Below are 16,645 nucleotides of genomic sequence, written 5' to 3'. Positions count from 1 at the left end.
GCTACGTACAAAGCAGGTATTAGGGATTAGCTACGAGCAATGGCGCTCGCTAACAGCAAAAGCGATTCTTAAACACAGCGATGTTTACAACGATATAATTTTAACAGTCTGTGGGTTGGTGAGACTGAGAATAGGTAGTTTGGTTTTAGCTGTGAATTAAAGTAGAAAATAGTAGCGAGCGCCTAGAATTGTAAAACTGTATTTTTCTGGTCTAAACTATCAGTAACGGTATCAAACCCTAATTATTACGTTGAAAGAGAATCTGCAAGGATTGGTCTCAAAGCCTTGTAAATCCTGGGTTACAAGTTTTAGGACGGGTCTATAAATACCACGTCATACATTTGACAATGCAGCGATCGCAATACCTCTAGTCCATTAGACCAGTCCGGAATATTATCAGGGTATAAAAAAAATGGTAGAACGGAATTTTGACCGTCTACCAAAATGAAAAATCCACTTCATTATATTCAAGAGAAACCACATCGCACAAAGCAAATACTGGGAATTACCAACGACCAGTTCCGAGACTTGTTGAGACAAGCCGAAATGCATCATCAGCATCTCCAAGCAGAGATAGAAGCTAATAAAATACGTAGAAATCAGAAAGGGGGAGGGCGTAAACCAAAACTACAAATAATAGAGGAGATATGTTTAAGCCTATTTGATTTGAGACAAATGCCAACATTTGAGGTTTTAGGACTACATTTTGGCATTTCCAAAACGGAGGCAAATGATACGTTTCATTATTGGTTAAGGATATTACGTAAAATTTTACCTGCGAGTCTCCTCGAACAAGTTAAAGAACATGATAGCGAGCATGCGATCGCTATAGAACTATTGACGGAATTTCAGTTAATAGTGGATAGCATGGAACAGCCACGGGAAAGACCTTCAGACCAGAAGGAGCAAAAAGAGTATTTTTCAGGTAAGAAGAGGCAGCACACATTTAAGAACCAGTTTGTCACCTTACCAAAAGGCAAAGGTATTGTCGATGTAGAAGTAGGAGAAAAAGGTCCGACCAGTGATGTTAGCTTATTTCGAGAGCAACAAGAAAAGTTCGATACCAACCAAATGTTTGAAGGGGATAAAGCATATCAAGGAGGAAAGAATATTAGCACCCCTCAGAAGAAACCACGTAAAGGAGAATTAACCGAAGAACAAAAGACACGAAACAAAGAGTTTTCCAGCAAGCGTATTTTTATCGAACACGTCATTAGACTCGTAAAAATATTCCGGGTTGCTCAACAAAGATTTCCACTTCAGTCCCGAGCTTATGAACAAGTAATTCTTACTATTTGTGGATTAGTCAGGTTAAGAATTGGTGCATTAGTGTTGCCATTTTTATCAATTTTGTGAATCTGAGGTCAGCTATGAACTAGTTATCAACATTTTCATGGATAGTTGCTATCAGCAACTACTTCCAACCCCGATTCTTACATTGGCTCTGGCTTTATGTTAACGCGATGGAAAGCCGGACGCACAGCGCTTTGCAAATTTTCGGACGCTGCTGGAACTCCCAAGCTACTGTGCCCAGAAACTCGAACTTGCGCTTTCGGGCAAGGATACAGAAAATCACTTATGTACGCAATAATGCTAATATAGGAATATTTGGCAATTGGCAGCGAACCATCGAGATAAATTCTAGCTCCTATCTGAGCATCTTATCGGACGATGACATACTGCTGCCCAACTTCATCCGCGAGTCTGTCTTAGGATTGGACAACCATCCTCATGCTGGTCTATCGGCTGCCCAAGCTGAATTTATCGACACTAACGGTGTTGTACTACAGGTCAAAGGCACAGAATTTTCAGACAACTTGCCATAAGGGCTGATCGACGGTCTAGAGTTCATCCACCAAATTGTTGATAGACGGAAATGGATTTTGCGCACCAGTGCGGTGATGTTTCGCGCTTCTGCCCTCAGGGCGGTTGGGGGATTCGACATAACGCACTCAAAGTACTTGCTAGACTTGAACTTATACTTGCGCATGGCGACGCAATTCGATTTCTTTTTTATTGCCAAACAGTTGGCTCAAGTCCGGTTTCACGTTGAACAGGATTCCCAGGTTAGCTTTCACTCTCTTAGTGGAACAGGAGCGCTTGCTGTGATGGCAGAACGTACTGATGCGATCGCTTATTTGCTACAGTCGCCGCGTGCAGAAGATGCATCCTATCGTCGCTGGCTGGCAGAGCGGCTGTTGCACATAAGTATGCGCCGCAGTGAATTTACGTATAAGCTTGTACCAAAACTCAATCTGAACTGGTCAGAACGGCTGGAAATTGCCATTCGGGAGATTGCAGCCGTGATTCCTACAGGGAAGCGTTTTATTTTGGTTGATGAAAATCAATGGGGTGCAGAAATTTTTCCAGAATTCGATGCCCTTCCTTTCCTCGAACATGAAGGTCAGTACTGGGGAGCGCCATCTGATGACGAAACCGCCATCCGGGAACTTGAACGAATGCGCGACTGCGGAGCAAGCTTTATGGTCATTGGCTGGCCAGCCTTCTGGTGGCTTGATTACTACTCTCAGTTCAGAAATTATCTCAATTCAAATTTCCGCTGCATTTTGCACAACAGTCGCCTTGTTGTGTTCGATCGAACAACGGCAAAACATAGTCCTTTTGAATACAGAAGCTATTCAACGCTCTGGACCCCAGCCCTTTGTCTGGGTTCAGGATAGTCAACATAAGGCACAAAAACGAACCATTAACTTAGGATTGGAGGGATTAGTGACCGTAGAAGTGACCTCTGGTTTGCATGCAGGCGAACAGGTTATAGTGCAGTTTATTCTGGAAGCTGCGCTTTTAAGTGTACTAGGAGGAACAGTTGGTCTTGGCGTGGTGCATGGATTGACGGTTGTAGTCACTGATACCTTTAAATTGCCCTACGAGTTTGACACTTCTATCGCAATGCTCGCGTTGGGATCAGCGCTACTGGTGGGGGTGGGTGCTGGTTTGCCTCCCGCCCTGCGAGCCAGCCAGATCGACCCAGTCCAAGCCCTACGCTCACAGTAATAATGTTTGATATTTTCAACCTTGAGAATGATTTGTATGGGGTTCTTAGTGTGTTCAAACATCTTGGGTCAACTGACAACTAGCAACTAACAACTGTTGCGAAGGGGCGTAATTTTGAACACAGTTGAGTTTTTATCTTATCTTCGCCGCTTAGATATTCAAATTTTTGTTCAGGGCGATCGCCTTCGCTGTAATGCCCCAGAAGGAATCCTGACACCAGAACTGCGTGCAGAAATTCAAAAGCGCAAAGTAGATATTATTACATTTTTCAAAGCAGCAGATTATACTACCAGCCACACCGTTTCTTCGCCTAATGCTAGAGAAGCTGTTATCTGATGTCAACACGGGTTATACCGAAGTTTCGTGCAAACTCTGTAAAAATCTACTTATACACTTATAAATGTGCATAAATGTGCAAAGTATCACTACGTGTAACTTTTAAACCGCTACCAGTGGTTTAGCGATATTTTTATGGATATCCTGCTAAGATGGACATTTTATAACGCTTACATAGCAAGGCTTTTAGAAAGTGAAGAATGCAGGTGCATGTTTCATTTATTGCTAGCGGCGATTTTCGCGGCTAGTTAGGCGCTCGCATCTTGCACCTGAAAAAATGAATTAGGACTTACGCATAGTCTACAAATTCGGGCGCGTTCTTGGCGTCCCTTCGCTTCGCTCGAGGGCAGGCTTGGTGGTTCGATAAATTAAGCTTTTTGGCGATTTTTGCGTAAGTCCTATGAATGTTATTTAAGCACTAAATACTAAGCGTAAAGTGCCTTATTTTCGATAAAAGGAACAGAAAAAATGTAACTTTATTTCGGGGCTTTTTGCTTTCTCATGGTTTCTACGGATAGGAGCAAGATATTAGATAACTAAGTGACAATAAAATATCAATCCTAAAACTTACGGATTGACATATTTATAGGTTTTGACATATTGTTAACAAGTTTGCGTTGATTAAATGACCATTAGAAAAGTTTGAGCAACCCTTACTTGCGTAAGCAAGCTAAATTCCACTCTGGGTTTATGTAAGCTCAAATCCGATCAGGGCGTCAAATCCCTTGGAATAAAATTTCAGTTTCTCAGGGTTTTGCCTCTACCAACTTGGAGCAAGAAGACTCATTAAATGTGAGCTTTAGCCAACCTTGATAAGGAGAGAAGAGGCAAATGATAATTTCTGAACCTAGTACCTTGAGTTCTATTAGCCATGCCCTCAATGCTGCTTCTGTAATTGGCGTTAGCATTAAAAATCAATCAAGCTTGAGTCTGAGTAAACAAACAGATTCGCAGCTAGCAAATAGCTCAAAAAGGCTTTCACATCAAACTCCTACTACTCCCACTTTCATAGCTGAAGCTAGCACTCCAACATTCAGTTCAGATACTAGCAAATGCGGTTCTGGTCAAGCACGTGATAAGTACACGCAGCCGTTCGCCTGCGACAGCATTTGGAATATGCCGATTGGATCAAACGCCCAATATGTTGATGCCTATATTGGCTCAAAGAGCGTTGGAGTTGACACCGACTGGTTCATCATAAGCAAGGAAAGCGATCCGGGTGTGTCCACTTATATGCCTGGTGCCTGGGGTGAAGGTCGCTGCACCGGCTCTACCCCACAGCAGCAAGCACAATGGCATCCGGAAGCGGGTCAATTGTTGAAGGTTCCTTACGATCTTGTCATTCAGGATGCAAAGCCAGGATTTACTCCAAACAACTCCTCAGCGTTTTTGAAGCCAGATGGTAGAACTTTGGTGTCTTATAACGTCACCACCCGTTGTCAAGAGGGTGCCCCGCTTTACGGCGTTTGGTTTGGAGAGCAGGATATTTACGGCGATGGCATTGACGGTGGACATGGTGGCTCAGGAATGTCGAGCATTGGCGGTAGCATTCGCAAAGGTGAGTTGTTCAACGACGAGCCTATTCGTCATGCACTCAAGATTGTTATCTGGGGCAAATGGTTGCACTACAATGCTTCATCGTCAACCCCCGGTCGCCGCTGGCCTGCCCGTCTGGCTGATGGTGGTGCACCAAACCAATACCATGGCTCCAATCCGGCGCTGGTTATGGGTTCGTTGCTAGCAATTCCGCCTAATGTCACAGCACAAAGCCTCGGACTGACTAGTAAAGCAGGCAAGAAAATCTTTGAAGCAATGCAAAATTATGGTGCTTACGTTGTTGACGATTCCGGATGGGACTACAATTACCTCTGCCTTGAGCGCAGCGCCGAGCAAGAGTACGAGCAAGTCACCGGGCATCAACTTCATGGAGATGCAGCCCTCCAAGCTGACTTCGCCAAAATCATTGGTGCCGTGAAGGTTGTGGACAACAACGGATCGAACAGCGTTGGTGGGGGCGGTACACCACGCCAACCTTTAGCACCACCAATTGGAAATTAAAAGCCAATACGGGTTCAGATAAGGGTTGATCTCCCCTCCCCTAAAAAGGCTACGGTGTACGCACAAGTCATCGAATGACTCAAAATTCCTTTTGTACGCGCACCGAACCTCACCCTGCTCTGTCGGGCATCCCTCTCCTTATAAAGGAGAGGGAAAGATTTTAGCTATGCTAAAAGCGAGGGTGAGGTTTTGAGCACACGTGTAGAACTTTCGGATGCAACGTCTCTACATTGACGTTTTGATAAGGGTTTTGGTCTTATCACCAAGCGTATTACCGTGACGTTCTCCCACCACCAAACGGAGTACCGTTATGGTGGGGGCTTCTACAAGTCGCCTCGCAGAAATTTCCTGCTTCATTGGTCGCATCTAGACTTACAATACGAGCGAATGCTTGTCCCCGAGAACGATACCTCCACAGGCAGTTTATCCTCTCCTGACGCCCCACGGAGAGTTGTACAAAGAACCAAAGTTCTGTACTACCCTACATACTGGTTTTACGCATTGATGGTTTCATGCATACGCAATCTTTCTCAATGCAACCCCATACCAATTGTCATGGTTCAAGACCGTTCCCAACGTTCGCACTGTTCACCTAGCGTTTCTAGTACGTTTGTGTCGAGTGGTCAGTGGTTAGCTGATACCATTATGATAACATTTATGTGGCACATTGTGTACACATAATGAAAGAAAAATCTTTGCGTTTTAGGATGTCTGAACGTCGATACAATAAGCTGAAGCTGTATGCGGCTAAAAAAGAAAAGACAATGACACAACTAATAGAAGATTGGGTTGATAGGTTACCAAGCCTGGAGAGTGGAGACTCCTCCATCACCCCTAGTACTGAACAACCTACGGTTGTTGACGTTTAGGGGCGATTCGTCGCCTCCCGCCTTATATCCCGCCACTAAACGGATTACCGTTATAGTGGGGGACTTACGGCGATGAAGTTAACGAGCTAACTTTCTGTATGTGGAACAAAGTGTTATACCTCATTTACTAACGGGAGCCGACGGACGCGAATTCGACTTGGTTCGACTGTCACAACCGCCCCTTGTTCGAGATCTTGCTCACACTCGTTAATGACTCTCAGTAATATCATGTCCGGCTAATTAGTTATGATTTCCACGTTAACTGCACCCCACCCCTCAATCCCCTCCCCGCTTGCGGGGAGGGGAGGTGAAGCGCAGCTTTACCGGGGTGGGGTTACTCAGGTAATGATAAGAGGGGTTCTCACGCTCCCACTATGTCTTGATAGAAATTTTCCGTACATTATTCCTAATTCAGCTTGCTCTCCACTCAAACAACTGTTTGCCAAACTCTTCTCCATCCCAATCCTCGACAACGACGCGAGGTAATTTAAAGCGATCGCTCCCGGCACTCTTCCTTGCCCAACCCCACCGCCGTACAGTACGAGGATAAGTCGTGCAAGCACTGGTAAATCCGGCTTTCCGCACTAAAGCTGTTGTTTCCTCTGAATAATTCCCGTGGGGATATGCAAAACTCACCACTGGTTGTCCTATAATCTCCTCAAGATGAGTTTTGCTCTCTTGAATCTCTTCCCTCTGTCTGGCGGTAGGTAGAAAAGATAAAAATGGGTGTGTCACAGAATGAGCACCAATTTCAATCAATCCGCCCTTTGCTAAAGCAGACACTTCCTCTAAATTCACAATGCGGTGATTCGGGCGCAGTATTGGGACAGAACCAGCCCACGCCAGTAGTTCATCCATAACGTTTTGTCGTGCTTCTGGGAGCAAAGACGATAGCAGCCAGTAAAGTGTGCGGTAAAGAGCATGGCGAGGGGTGGGGTTATCTTCCCCCATTGCTTTCCAAGAACAATATTGCTGATATTGCTCCTCGCTGTAATGGGCGGCTGTACCTAATTCCCAGCGATGGGTAGTCCCGTTAATCTCTAAACACAGGACTTCTGGTAAAGTCCCAGGTTCTAGCAACAACCTAGAGAGTTCATCCCACCACAAATCACGTTTTTGCTCCATATATCCAGTGGTGAGAAACATGGTGGCGGGAATGTCGTAACGCTCTAACACAGGTTTGGCATTATACAGATTATCTGTGTAACCATCATCAAAGGTCACAGCTATCTGCCAATGCGGAGTTTTGCCCTGTTGCAATGTCTGGTTTAATTGCTGTAACGAAACAACTTTGCCAAACTTGCGTAACACTTCCATCTGTTGGGCAAAGTTGCGGGGACTGACGCAGATTGACCAAGGGTCAGATTCCAGCTTAATAATGCGGTGGTACATCAAAATCAGACCTCCCGGTGCGAAACGCCCCCGCACGCGTTTAGCCACTCGCTTCAGTTTGCCTACTCCTGGTATTTTCATGGTGTCTGTGGCTTGACCGCCCTGATAGTAATTGTGACTTGATAATTGCGATCGCGGTAGTCTAATTCTTCCCTCTTCAGTTCTTCTGTTGCCAGCCCATAAAGAAATGCAGTAGCAACTAGCACATTTCCATGAGTCTCAATCTCAATATTTTCTTTTGGAAAGAACTCCTCGAACAGCTTTTGTACTGATAAAGCAGTAAAACTCCAACACCAGTAATCAGCCCATTGGTAGTCGCCAATGTGACTAATGCCGGGAACTGTCACCAGGGCGACTCCTCCAGGCTTGAGGATGCGGTGGACTGTCGCAAGCGCTGCCCGGACATCGTAAATGAGTTGTATTGTATGCGTCAGAATAAAGCAATCAAAGCTATTTGATGGAATATTGTCGCCAACGGTAAGATCCCCGATGATAGTCGCCTTGGGGTTGCCTTTTGTGACATGAAGGACGTCGCTTTGAGTCAGGCGATCGCCACCAAACTGCCTTGTATAGCCATCATCGCCAATTTCCAACACGCGCCCGCGAATATCATCTTGATAAAGCGTCAGGAAGTTTTCAATATAGTAGCGGTCAACAGGCTGACCTCTGTCATAGCCAAACACGTAACTCATGGGCGTAACTCGCCGCAAACTACCAAAATCCACATCTCCCGTAGGGGGGATATATTTATCACGAAGCAATCGCGTTCCTACAAAGCGGTGGATGGAACCGGGTAATCTTTTGCGTGCAATTTGCTTGAGTTTCTTTTGGACTCGCGACAGGAAGTACAACACAGGATGGCGATAGGGGAACGAAGCCTTGTGCAGCCCCTTCCAAAGTTCGGCGTCTTTAACTCCCTGTGCAGTTATGTACTTCTCCAGCCAGTTCAAATAAAACTGATGTGGTCGATTGGGTTTTGAATAATGATACTCTCCTGCTTGCATTGCCTGAGAACAACTAGAATCTGGGTGTTGGCGATAGCGATCCCAGCAGTTCCCGTCCACAAACACGGGTGCGTGTAGGCAAATTTTTGCCAGCAACACCTGATCCTCGAACATATGCTGAATTGTGTCGTCGTATCCCCCTACAGCTTCTATGACTTTCTTTCGCGCCAGCAACCCACAGGTACAGGGTACGATCCCATCAATGTTTAAATACTGAGTCAGCAAGCTTGGCGGATAAAACAAAGTATTCGGCTGAACGCCAAGTGGTCTGATATTATCACGTTGGTAATCTTCCTGTTTACCTGTCCAACTGTGCCAATGTTGAGTAGGTCCGTAGACCATACCAGTTTCAGGCTGAGATGACAAAATTGCCACCTGGTGTTCTAGTTTTTGTGGTAAGTAGACGTCATCAGCATCTAGAAGAGCAATGTACTCGCCTTGAGCTTTGCTGATCCCCAAGTTGCGAGAAGTACTTTTGCCGCGATTTTGGTGAGCCTCATGCTCGAAATAATATATTTTATGTGGGTACAGGGAAGCATACTGCTGGGCGAGCGCGCTACTTTTATCAGTTGAACCGTCATCTACTAACAATAGTTCCCAATTTTCATAGGATTGAGCGAGTACACTTTCTATTGCTTCTTGGATGAATTTTTCAGCATTTAAGAAGGGAGTAATCACAGAAACTAGAGGCTGATTCTTCATCATTTTCTACAATTTTTTTAATTTTATTAGGTCTTAATATTTAAACTTGAGCGCCACCAGATTGCAGATTGTAGAGCTTGGCAAATAATCCATTAAGTTTGAGTAAATACTGGAGATTGCCTTGTTCTATAACCCGTCCTTCTTGCACTACAATAATTTGGTCTGCCTGCTCAATAGTAGATAAACGGTGAGCAATCACAATCACTGTACGATTTTGACTAAAGGAATTAAGAGCTTCCTGAATGAGATTTTCAGATAAACTATCTAAAGCATTAGTCGCTTCATCCAGAATCAAAATCTCTGGTTCACGAACGATCGCACGAGCTAAAGCGATACGCTGCCTTTGTCCTCCTGAGAGCCGAATTCCGCGATCGCCAACTACAGTATCGTAGCCTTCAGGTAATTTACTAATAAATTCATGAGCATTAGCTTTTTTAGCAGCAGCAATAATTTCGGCTTTTGTAGCATCTAATCGACCATAAGCTATGTTTTCCCCTACTGTTGTACTAAATATGTGTACATCTTGACTAACAATCGCAATTCGACTACGCCAAGAAGATAAATTCAAATTTTTTAGAGGGCGAGCGTCAACATAAATCTCTCCCTCTGTAATGTCATAAAAGCGGCAAATCAAGCGAATGAGTGTTGATTTACCTCCACCTGATGGTCCAACAATCGCAGTTGTTTTACCTTTTGGAATATAAATCGAAACATCTGCAAGTGCAGGTTTTTCTGAAGCGTTGTAGCGAAAATCAACAGACTCAAAAGTGATTCCTCGCTGTAAACCTTGAAACTGAATATCACCTGATTCAATGTACTGTTTATCAGAACGGTTCAAGAAGGACATGACATTCTCTACAGCACCTAATAAACCAAGAAAATTAACACGATCACTATCTAACCGCCTCACAACTGGCTGGAGGCGATAAAGCATAAAAATAAATGTTAATAAAGTAGAAATATCAGATTGATAATGCAGAGCTATAATTAAAATACAAACTAATAAAGCAACTGATAAAAATTCCGACAGCGGACCCGTAATTGCATAGAAGTTAGATAGTTTTATAGAAATACTACGTAGATGAGTTGATGCCTGCTTAAAACGCTGTAGTTCGTAATCTTCATGACCAAAGGCACGAATCTCTCTCATACCATAAAACCCTTCCATCACCCGGTTGGCAAGTTTATTATTTGCCTCTACCGCCTGTCTCCCCAAATTTTTTGCTTTGCGCGTCACTTGTTGAATACTCAATGAAATCAGCACCAAGGCAACAGCAACTAACAAACTGAGTTGCCAAGATGTCAGCATAAGCAGAATCACAAATACAAAAACTGTACAGAGACTAATAGCAATATTAACTATGAGAAATATAGCGTCGCAGGTTCGCCAAGTCTCGACATCTAGCGTATTGAATAATTTACCTGATTGATGAGAGTCCAAAAAGCTGTAACTAACGCTCAAAAACTGCTGAAAAACCCTCGAGAGTAACTGATGACCGATATGCCAGTAGAGCCAATAATTGAGAAGCCCGCTAAGATATGAAAGGCAATTTTTTAGGAAAACTAATCCTAGAATACAGAGCGGAATAATGACTAGACGATTGTCCTGGGGAACGTTAATAAATAGTCTATTCAAAAAACCTACTAAGAAGTTACTACCCCCTTGCGAGTTTGTTGTATGCAAACTTTGGAGAAAAGGTATAAATAAACTAATTCCTAATCCTTCAGACAAAGAGGCTAAAATTCCTAAAGCGATCGTTGCTGGAATTGCCCAAGGATACAGTTGAAGCAGTGGCAATAGACTTTTCATTGCCTTTGCTTCTGTCATTGTCTTTTGCTCTGGTGCAAACATATTGGCAGGAAATCCTCAAGCTTGTTTTATCGTTGTCTTTGGAGTTAATACAGTCTGACAAGTCTGAAAGACTTGAGACCATCTGTGCTGCAAAACTGTATCATACAATTTCTTACTTTGTCGGCTTTCTATATTTATTTGCCCGTTCATATCTGAAATTGCTAGTACTTTAATTCCTTGCTGTTTCTGCTTAAACTGTTGCTTAAAATTCAACCAAGCTTTATGGTCTTTCCAGATTAAAGATGTCACTGGTTTCAAGAAAATTTTTATAATACAAGGAATCAATACCCTATATAATCCCGTATTGAGAAGCTGCATAGAATCTTTGGTTATTGCTTTATGCAGCCATATGATACAACTTAAGTTGTTACCGCAAGTGTAGCTTTTATTTGACAAGAATATATAAAAATTACTGGCAGACCATTGATAAATATAATTGGGAATTTCTGGATGTCGTTGCTTGACATCTGCCCAAACTAGTTCATAAGACTTTGCCATTGTCAAATAGTTGGCAGACATACTTCCAACTACTTGACGGTATCCGACTAAAAACTCTGGCACGACTCGGAACTGATAAAATTCAGCAATCCGTAGGTACATATCCCAGTCTTCACAACCTTGAGCATTCTTTTCTCTTAATTTGCAGTTATAATAACCAACTCGCTCGAAACAAGCACGGCGGATCAAAGGTACACTGGCATTTGCCATAAAGTTGGAGTACAACAAAGCTGTGTAAACCTCTCCCTCTACAATTTGACTCTCGAAAAAATCATCAGCTTTGTGGTATTTACCAATCACTGAACCGTGTTCATTGATAAACACTGATCTTGCATAAACTAACCCTACTGATGATTCCGATTCCAACATCAATTTCAGTTGTTTTTCTATTTTTAGAGTATCCCAAATATCATCAGCATCTATCGGTGCAATGTATTCTCCACTAGACTTTTGAATGGCTAAATTCCGCGCAGCAGCCACTCCAGCATTTACTTGTTTTAAAAAAATAATCCGGTGGTCTTTTTGGGCAAAAGATTCTACAATTTCAGCAGTTCGGTCTTGGGAGCCATCATCAACAACTAATACCTCAATATTTTTATACGTTTGAGAAAGCACAGAATTTAGTGTTTCAGCAATAAATTTTTCTGCGTTATATGCAGGAATAATGACTGAAACTAGTGGATGATGAAAAATCATATGCATTAATAGTGAAACAACTACTATTACTTCAATAGAGCCAAATCAATGAATCTGATAATTTCTCTCTACCGTGCCAACTAAGCAGACAAAACTAATCAATCCGCAACACTCACACCACTTACACCTGAAAGTGGTGTTCAACTTATAACAACCAAGCACAAACCCCTAAGAATAACTCTTCAATTGTCCCTTTAATTCCACTCATTGATACCAGAATTATGTTAGGAATTTGAATGACAAAGCTCTGCCACTTTACTGAACTATTGTCGAGTGATATTGACTCCTACTAATAGTAGAAATCTAGTTATTGCATCTTTTCATTAATAATATCAAACAAAAATAAAACTTACGCTCAGTTATTTGTCAAAAATTTCGCACTATAAATAGCAAAATCAATAAATTAGTCAAGTGCGAAATTCATATTAGCTATAGTTTTTATAACTGCTTTTAATTAGAGGAAAATCACCTTAGTGCAAAGCAGGTAAAAACACAAAATTATATCAGCCACAGCACTTAACTTTCGGATGATGTGCTAGTTGCAATTTTCAATTTTTTTAGGTTTATTTTTTTTTACTTTTAATAAATATATACTTATTAAACACTTATTTAGTCTAAAAATTTATGATTTAGGTTGTCAAGGATGATAAGATTAAACTTAAGTTAACAACATGATACATACGGATAATTACGTAGGTAAAATTTTTTGACAAAAACGACACCTATTGCCAATATTATTTATTTGATAAACTCAGGAAGAATGGGAAAGCATTTCTTAGAAGGCTTTTATACTTTGACCAAAAAAGAAGATGTGGGTAGCAACGCGCGGAGTCAGAATATTCAAGGCGGTCTCCCTTACATGAATTAAGAGTTCTCAACCTGAGTCTTGGTCTCAAGAAAGCGGATTCTTCTTGTAGAGACAAAGAAAGTCTTTCCTTATGAAATCCCCCGGATTCTCCTTATGGGGATATTCTGATTACTGTGTTCTGCGTTCTTCTTAATTTCTTACCTGCCTTTGAGTCCTGACAATTCACAAGCAACTATGAAGCAACTTATTGAGCTACTTGTACTGCCATCAAAAAAAATATACGCTTACGATGGGTGCGACACCTTCTATAAAGCTACTTCTTCAGTAAGCATAGTGACTTGCTTGAGTCGAGTGCTCTTAAAGTTGTACCCTCAAATTTAATAGGGAAGGGGGGAGCGATATCCCTGTCTTACCCGATCTACTTACTTGATTATTTATTTAGGAGATAAGCAATGTCACTACAGGCAGTTGGATCGATAGAAACAAAGGGATTTCCTGCCGTGCTTGCAGCGGCAGATGCGATGGTCAAAGCTGGTCGAGTCACCCTCGTAGGTTATATAAGAGTGGGTAGCGCTCGTTTTACAGTTAATATTCGTGGAGATGTATCTGAGGTAAAAACCGCCATGCAAGCTGGTATTGCGGCAGTAGAACAAGTTCATGGCGGTACCTTGGAATCTTGGGTCATTATTCCTCGTCCCCACGAAAACGTCGAAGCCGTTCTGCCTATCGGTTACACAGACCAAGTGCAAGAGTACAGACAAGCGGTGGAAAATCCTATCGTACGCAGGTAGTTAGTAGTTTAGTCAATAGTCGGTAGTTCACAGTCAAAAGGACATGATAACCAACTTTTTTTAATGTTTACTAATGACTAATGACTAGTGACTAATTTATGTCTAGTGTCTCGATTATTATCCCCACCCTCAATGAAGCTCAATGTCTCGGACGCACACTACGCCATCTCAGTATACTGGTACCCCCTGCTCGTGAGGTGCTGGTTATAGATGGTGGCAGTTCTGACGAAACTGTCGCTATAGCCCAGAAAGCACGAGTTTCCGTCATTGCTGCCAAAAAATGCGGACGCGCTGCACAAATGAACCAAGGGGCGGAGGTTGCAACGGGAGAAATTCTCTGCTTTTTGCATGCAGACACCTTGGTTCCAGATGACCTTGTGGCAATTATTGAACAAACACTAGTAGACAAAACTGTTGCTGCTGGAGGTTTTATTTCTTTAATGACAGGTGATCAAATCACGCGTTGGGGAGTGTCACTGCACAACTTTGTAAAAAGTTATTACGCGCCATTGCTTTTTCGCCCACACCTGTTTTTTAAAGGACTACGCTTGTTATTTGGGGATCAAGTCATTTTTGCACGCCGTGCCGATTTTTGGAAATCTGGAGGTTTTGACAGCAATCTTCCAATCATGGAAGAGGCTGACTTATGCCTGAAGCTGGTGCAGCAGGGGCGAATTCACCTGGTGAACCGCATTGTCCTAAGTAGCGATCGCCGTGTGGCACACTGGGGTTTCCTGAAAGCCACAGCCATATATCTTTATATTGGCTTTCTTTGGGGTTTGGGCGTTTCGCCACAATACCTGAAGCAGTTTTATGAGGATGTTCGCTCTTAACCTAGCTTTTTCAACATCCAGCAGATTATAAGAGTACCCTCATGGGTACTTCTAAATTTTTCGTCGCTTTTTCAAAATAATATAGTATACTGTTGTTTCTAATGTGAAGAGGAATCATATATTTTACATTTACAAAAAAATCAATAAATGATAAAGTCTATTGCATTTTCTTATTTTTCACCAATACCATTTTGTTTGATGTCAACAACCCAGGTCTGAAGACACTGGGCTTAAGCGCCTAAGCATTCAAACCATAGTTGACCCGACTAAGTCTTAACTGACTACGTTAACGGCAAGTGTTTAAGTTCCTACCTACAGATACGCTCTGGCCAGTCTGTAGCTCTAGAAATCAAGGATTAAACAGGTTTATTGGGTTAAGCCCGTGTTCTTGATATAGTTACCGACCGTTAACATTCGTGGCTACAATTACCCCGAAAGGGAGGCTCTACGGAGCAAAACCGTTATGCGTACAGGGTGAAAAATGTCAGTTCGTAATTGCCCGAACGAAAGTAGATTGCAATACTACACGGTATTGAGTAACCCTTCGACAAGCTCAGGGCAACGCCCCAAGGCGGTAATGGTAAATATTGACTGCGACTAAAGTCGCTTGAGTCGTGTTTCCTCTCAGCACTAAAAGTGACTGAGTTTCCACACTTACCATGAGATTTTATGATGATGGATTTGCCAAACTCCTACAAGTGGTGCTTTGCAAACTCATTCTGACAACAAACCCTTATAAGTCAATTTTTGCCGTGCTGCACTAGTAAATCTTTCAACCCAGTATTTCCAATGCGGATACAAGCGGATAAAAACCTATAGAAGAAAATCTGCTCCGCGTTTGAACATCGAAATGGTAGACCCCTAAGACTTAAGCACTTTACACGGTCGTTGTCTGGTCAAACGATACTGAAGGCGCAATATTTGTTGGCTGAACCGTGATTTGAGTCTGTGAGAGATTTGTAGCCATTGTTTCGTTTAGACATCCCAAAAGTGCATAAGTTGATTTTGCTTATATCTATTTAAGAATACACAAAGGTTAGCTTCCAAGCTTAACTGACTTTCAGCAAATCGAGTCAAGAAAAATGCATATCATGAAATTTTTGTCAAGACAAAAGTCCAGTTATCAGCGACAAGTGATCATAAATATACGTAAGCGTTTAAGTATTAGTATCAAAAATTGCAATGCTGTATACTTCGGATAGGGAATTCTAGAGGGTGAAACATACATTTGCAAAACAACGTCTAAACAGGTGAATCAAATTAGCCAGCAGGTATCAGGTGCAAAATGTTAGTTTTTCCTAACCTGTGACCAGAATACCCAGCATCTCCGTAAATTTAAGGGAAATCGCTTTTGACCTCGTTAACACAACGTCTCCTAGTTTACAAAAGTTTAAATTTAGGGAGAGTGGCGAGAATAGCTCACAAAGATTAATTTTCTGTAGTTCTTTGATTGTGTGGATGCATCAAAACTTAGAATTTCCTGCATAAATCTAGTGAGCCAAAACGTAATAAAAGTGGAAACACATCAAATGTCATCATGGACATCATCAAATCAGGTGCAGCTGCTAGTGAAAAAATAAACAGGGATAAAAGGGGGTTGTGATGCAAACTTTAAAACAGGGCTTCGAGGAGCGCAATCTCACTATGGTTTTGTCGGCGGAAAAACTGGCGCAATATTGGCAAAAGCAGCTGGCTATGGAATGTCCAGAACAAAGTGTTGCCAATCGCCAAAGTATAGTCAAATGGCTTTTGGGAAGTGATTTAGATCGCTATGAAACACTTAACCCAAAA

The 16,645-nt window shown here is 42.3% G+C and carries 13 protein-coding genes and 1 pseudogene; 9 read left to right on the top strand and 5 right to left on the bottom strand.

The genetic code is table 11. The features are described from left to right. Positions 1–444 precede the first annotated feature (444 nt). The 6 genes from V5G28_RS12760 to V5G28_RS12735 all read left to right on the top strand — a co-directional run bounded on the left by V5G28_RS12760 (position 445) and on the right by V5G28_RS12735 (position 5,409). A complete protein-coding gene (locus tag V5G28_RS12760) occupies positions 445–1,356 on the top strand; it encodes a transposase family protein (RefSeq protein WP_336230512.1) in 912 nt (303 codons plus the stop codon). A 107-nt stretch (positions 1,357–1,463) separates the two neighbouring features. Continuing rightward, entirely contained in the window at positions 1,464–1,826 is a 363-nt protein-coding gene (locus V5G28_RS12755; RefSeq protein WP_332992144.1) for a glycosyltransferase family A protein, read from the top strand. Positions 1,827–1,988: 162 nt separating this feature from the next. After that, on the top strand, positions 1,989–2,681 hold the full coding sequence (locus tag V5G28_RS12750; protein WP_332992142.1) for a hypothetical protein: 693 nt from the start codon (positions 1,989–1,991) through the stop codon (positions 2,679–2,681). A 49-nt stretch (positions 2,682–2,730) separates the two neighbouring features. After that, positions 2,731–3,015, top strand: a complete 285-nt coding sequence (locus tag V5G28_RS12745) for an ABC transporter permease (RefSeq protein WP_332992139.1) — start codon at positions 2,731–2,733, stop codon at positions 3,013–3,015. A gap of 114 nt (positions 3,016–3,129) precedes the next feature. After that, positions 3,130–3,351, top strand: coding sequence for a hypothetical protein (locus tag V5G28_RS12740; RefSeq protein WP_332992137.1), 222 nt, complete (start codon positions 3,130–3,132; stop codon positions 3,349–3,351). Positions 3,352–4,182: 831 nt separating this feature from the next. Then, positions 4,183–5,409, top strand: a complete 1,227-nt coding sequence (locus tag V5G28_RS12735) for a hypothetical protein (RefSeq protein ID WP_332992134.1) — start codon at positions 4,183–4,185, stop codon at positions 5,407–5,409. A gap of 225 nt (positions 5,410–5,634) precedes the next feature. Here the strand turns inward: V5G28_RS12735 and V5G28_RS12730 are convergent, their stop codons facing one another. The 5 genes from V5G28_RS12730 to V5G28_RS12710 all read right to left on the bottom strand — a co-directional run bounded on the left by V5G28_RS12730 (position 5,635) and on the right by V5G28_RS12710 (position 12,428). Next, complete coding sequence (locus tag V5G28_RS12730; protein WP_332992131.1) at positions 5,635–5,766, bottom strand: hypothetical protein; 132 nt, start codon at positions 5,764–5,766, stop codon at positions 5,635–5,637. 923 nt (positions 5,767–6,689) lie between these two features. Continuing rightward, positions 6,690–7,751 (bottom strand): polysaccharide deacetylase family protein, encoded by a 1,062-nt coding sequence (locus V5G28_RS12725; RefSeq protein ID WP_332992128.1) that lies wholly within the window; start codon positions 7,749–7,751, stop codon positions 6,690–6,692. Beyond that, positions 7,748–9,379, bottom strand: a complete 1,632-nt coding sequence (locus tag V5G28_RS12720) for a glycosyltransferase (RefSeq protein ID WP_332992125.1) — start codon at positions 9,377–9,379, stop codon at positions 7,748–7,750. The genes V5G28_RS12725 and V5G28_RS12720 overlap by 4 nt, the downstream gene beginning before the upstream one ends. Positions 9,380–9,416: 37 nt before the next feature. Beyond that, the gene (locus V5G28_RS12715; protein WP_336230508.1) at positions 9,417–11,204 is read right to left on the bottom strand and encodes an ABC transporter ATP-binding protein; all 1,788 of its coding nucleotides are present in this window, start codon (positions 11,202–11,204) and stop codon (positions 9,417–9,419) included. Positions 11,205–11,243: 39 nt separating this feature from the next. Then, on the bottom strand, positions 11,244–12,428 hold the full coding sequence (locus V5G28_RS12710) for a glycosyltransferase family 2 protein (RefSeq protein WP_332992120.1): 1,185 nt from the start codon (positions 12,426–12,428) through the stop codon (positions 11,244–11,246). A gap of 1,254 nt (positions 12,429–13,682) precedes the next feature. Here V5G28_RS12710 and V5G28_RS12705 point away from each other — a divergent pair. The 3 genes and pseudogenes from V5G28_RS12705 to V5G28_RS12695 form a co-directional block, all read left to right on the top strand. Next, positions 13,683–14,021: a carbon dioxide-concentrating mechanism protein CcmK gene (locus tag V5G28_RS12705; protein ID WP_073634867.1), complete on the top strand. Its 339-nt coding sequence runs from the start codon at positions 13,683–13,685 to the stop codon at positions 14,019–14,021. A 98-nt stretch (positions 14,022–14,119) separates the two neighbouring features. Further along, entirely contained in the window at positions 14,120–14,854 is a 735-nt protein-coding gene (locus V5G28_RS12700; protein WP_332992116.1) for a TIGR04283 family arsenosugar biosynthesis glycosyltransferase, read from the top strand. Between the two features lie 1,602 nt (positions 14,855–16,456). Beyond that, positions 16,457–16,645 (top strand): annotated as a pseudogene (locus V5G28_RS12695) (hypothetical protein); the annotation flags it as partial.

Origin of the sequence: Scytonema sp. PRP1, from assembly GCF_036697665.2 — a bacterium.
Taxonomy (GTDB): Bacteria; Cyanobacteriota; Cyanobacteriia; order Cyanobacteriales; family Nostocaceae; genus Kalymmatonema; species Kalymmatonema gypsitolerans.
The sequence above is the reverse complement of the archived record's forward strand: the minus strand, read 5'-3'. Positions and strand labels throughout refer to the sequence as shown.

Excerpts from the sequence above, each read along its gene's own strand:
- V5G28_RS12760 (WP_336230512.1), top strand. The coding sequence starts at position 445 with ATGAAAAATCCACTTCATTATATTCAAGAGAAACCACATCGCACAAAG.
- V5G28_RS12755 (WP_332992144.1), top strand. The coding sequence starts at position 1,464 with ATGGAAAGCCGGACGCACAGCGCTTTGCAAATTTTCGGACGCTGCTGG.
- V5G28_RS12750 (WP_332992142.1), top strand. The coding sequence starts at position 1,989 with ATGGCGACGCAATTCGATTTCTTTTTTATTGCCAAACAGTTGGCTCAA.
- V5G28_RS12735 (WP_332992134.1), top strand. The coding sequence starts at position 4,183 with ATGATAATTTCTGAACCTAGTACCTTGAGTTCTATTAGCCATGCCCTC.
- V5G28_RS12730 (WP_332992131.1), bottom strand. The coding sequence starts at position 5,766 with ATGAAGCAGGAAATTTCTGCGAGGCGACTTGTAGAAGCCCCCACCATA.
- V5G28_RS12725 (WP_332992128.1), bottom strand. The coding sequence starts at position 7,751 with ATGAAAATACCAGGAGTAGGCAAACTGAAGCGAGTGGCTAAACGCGTG.
- V5G28_RS12720 (WP_332992125.1), bottom strand. The coding sequence starts at position 9,379 with ATGATGAAGAATCAGCCTCTAGTTTCTGTGATTACTCCCTTCTTAAAT.
- V5G28_RS12715 (WP_336230508.1), bottom strand. The coding sequence starts at position 11,204 with ATGACAGAAGCAAAGGCAATGAAAAGTCTATTGCCACTGCTTCAACTG.
- V5G28_RS12710 (WP_332992120.1), bottom strand. The coding sequence starts at position 12,428 with ATGCATATGATTTTTCATCATCCACTAGTTTCAGTCATTATTCCTGCA.
- V5G28_RS12705 (WP_073634867.1), top strand. The coding sequence starts at position 13,683 with ATGTCACTACAGGCAGTTGGATCGATAGAAACAAAGGGATTTCCTGCC.
- V5G28_RS12700 (WP_332992116.1), top strand. The coding sequence starts at position 14,120 with ATGTCTAGTGTCTCGATTATTATCCCCACCCTCAATGAAGCTCAATGT.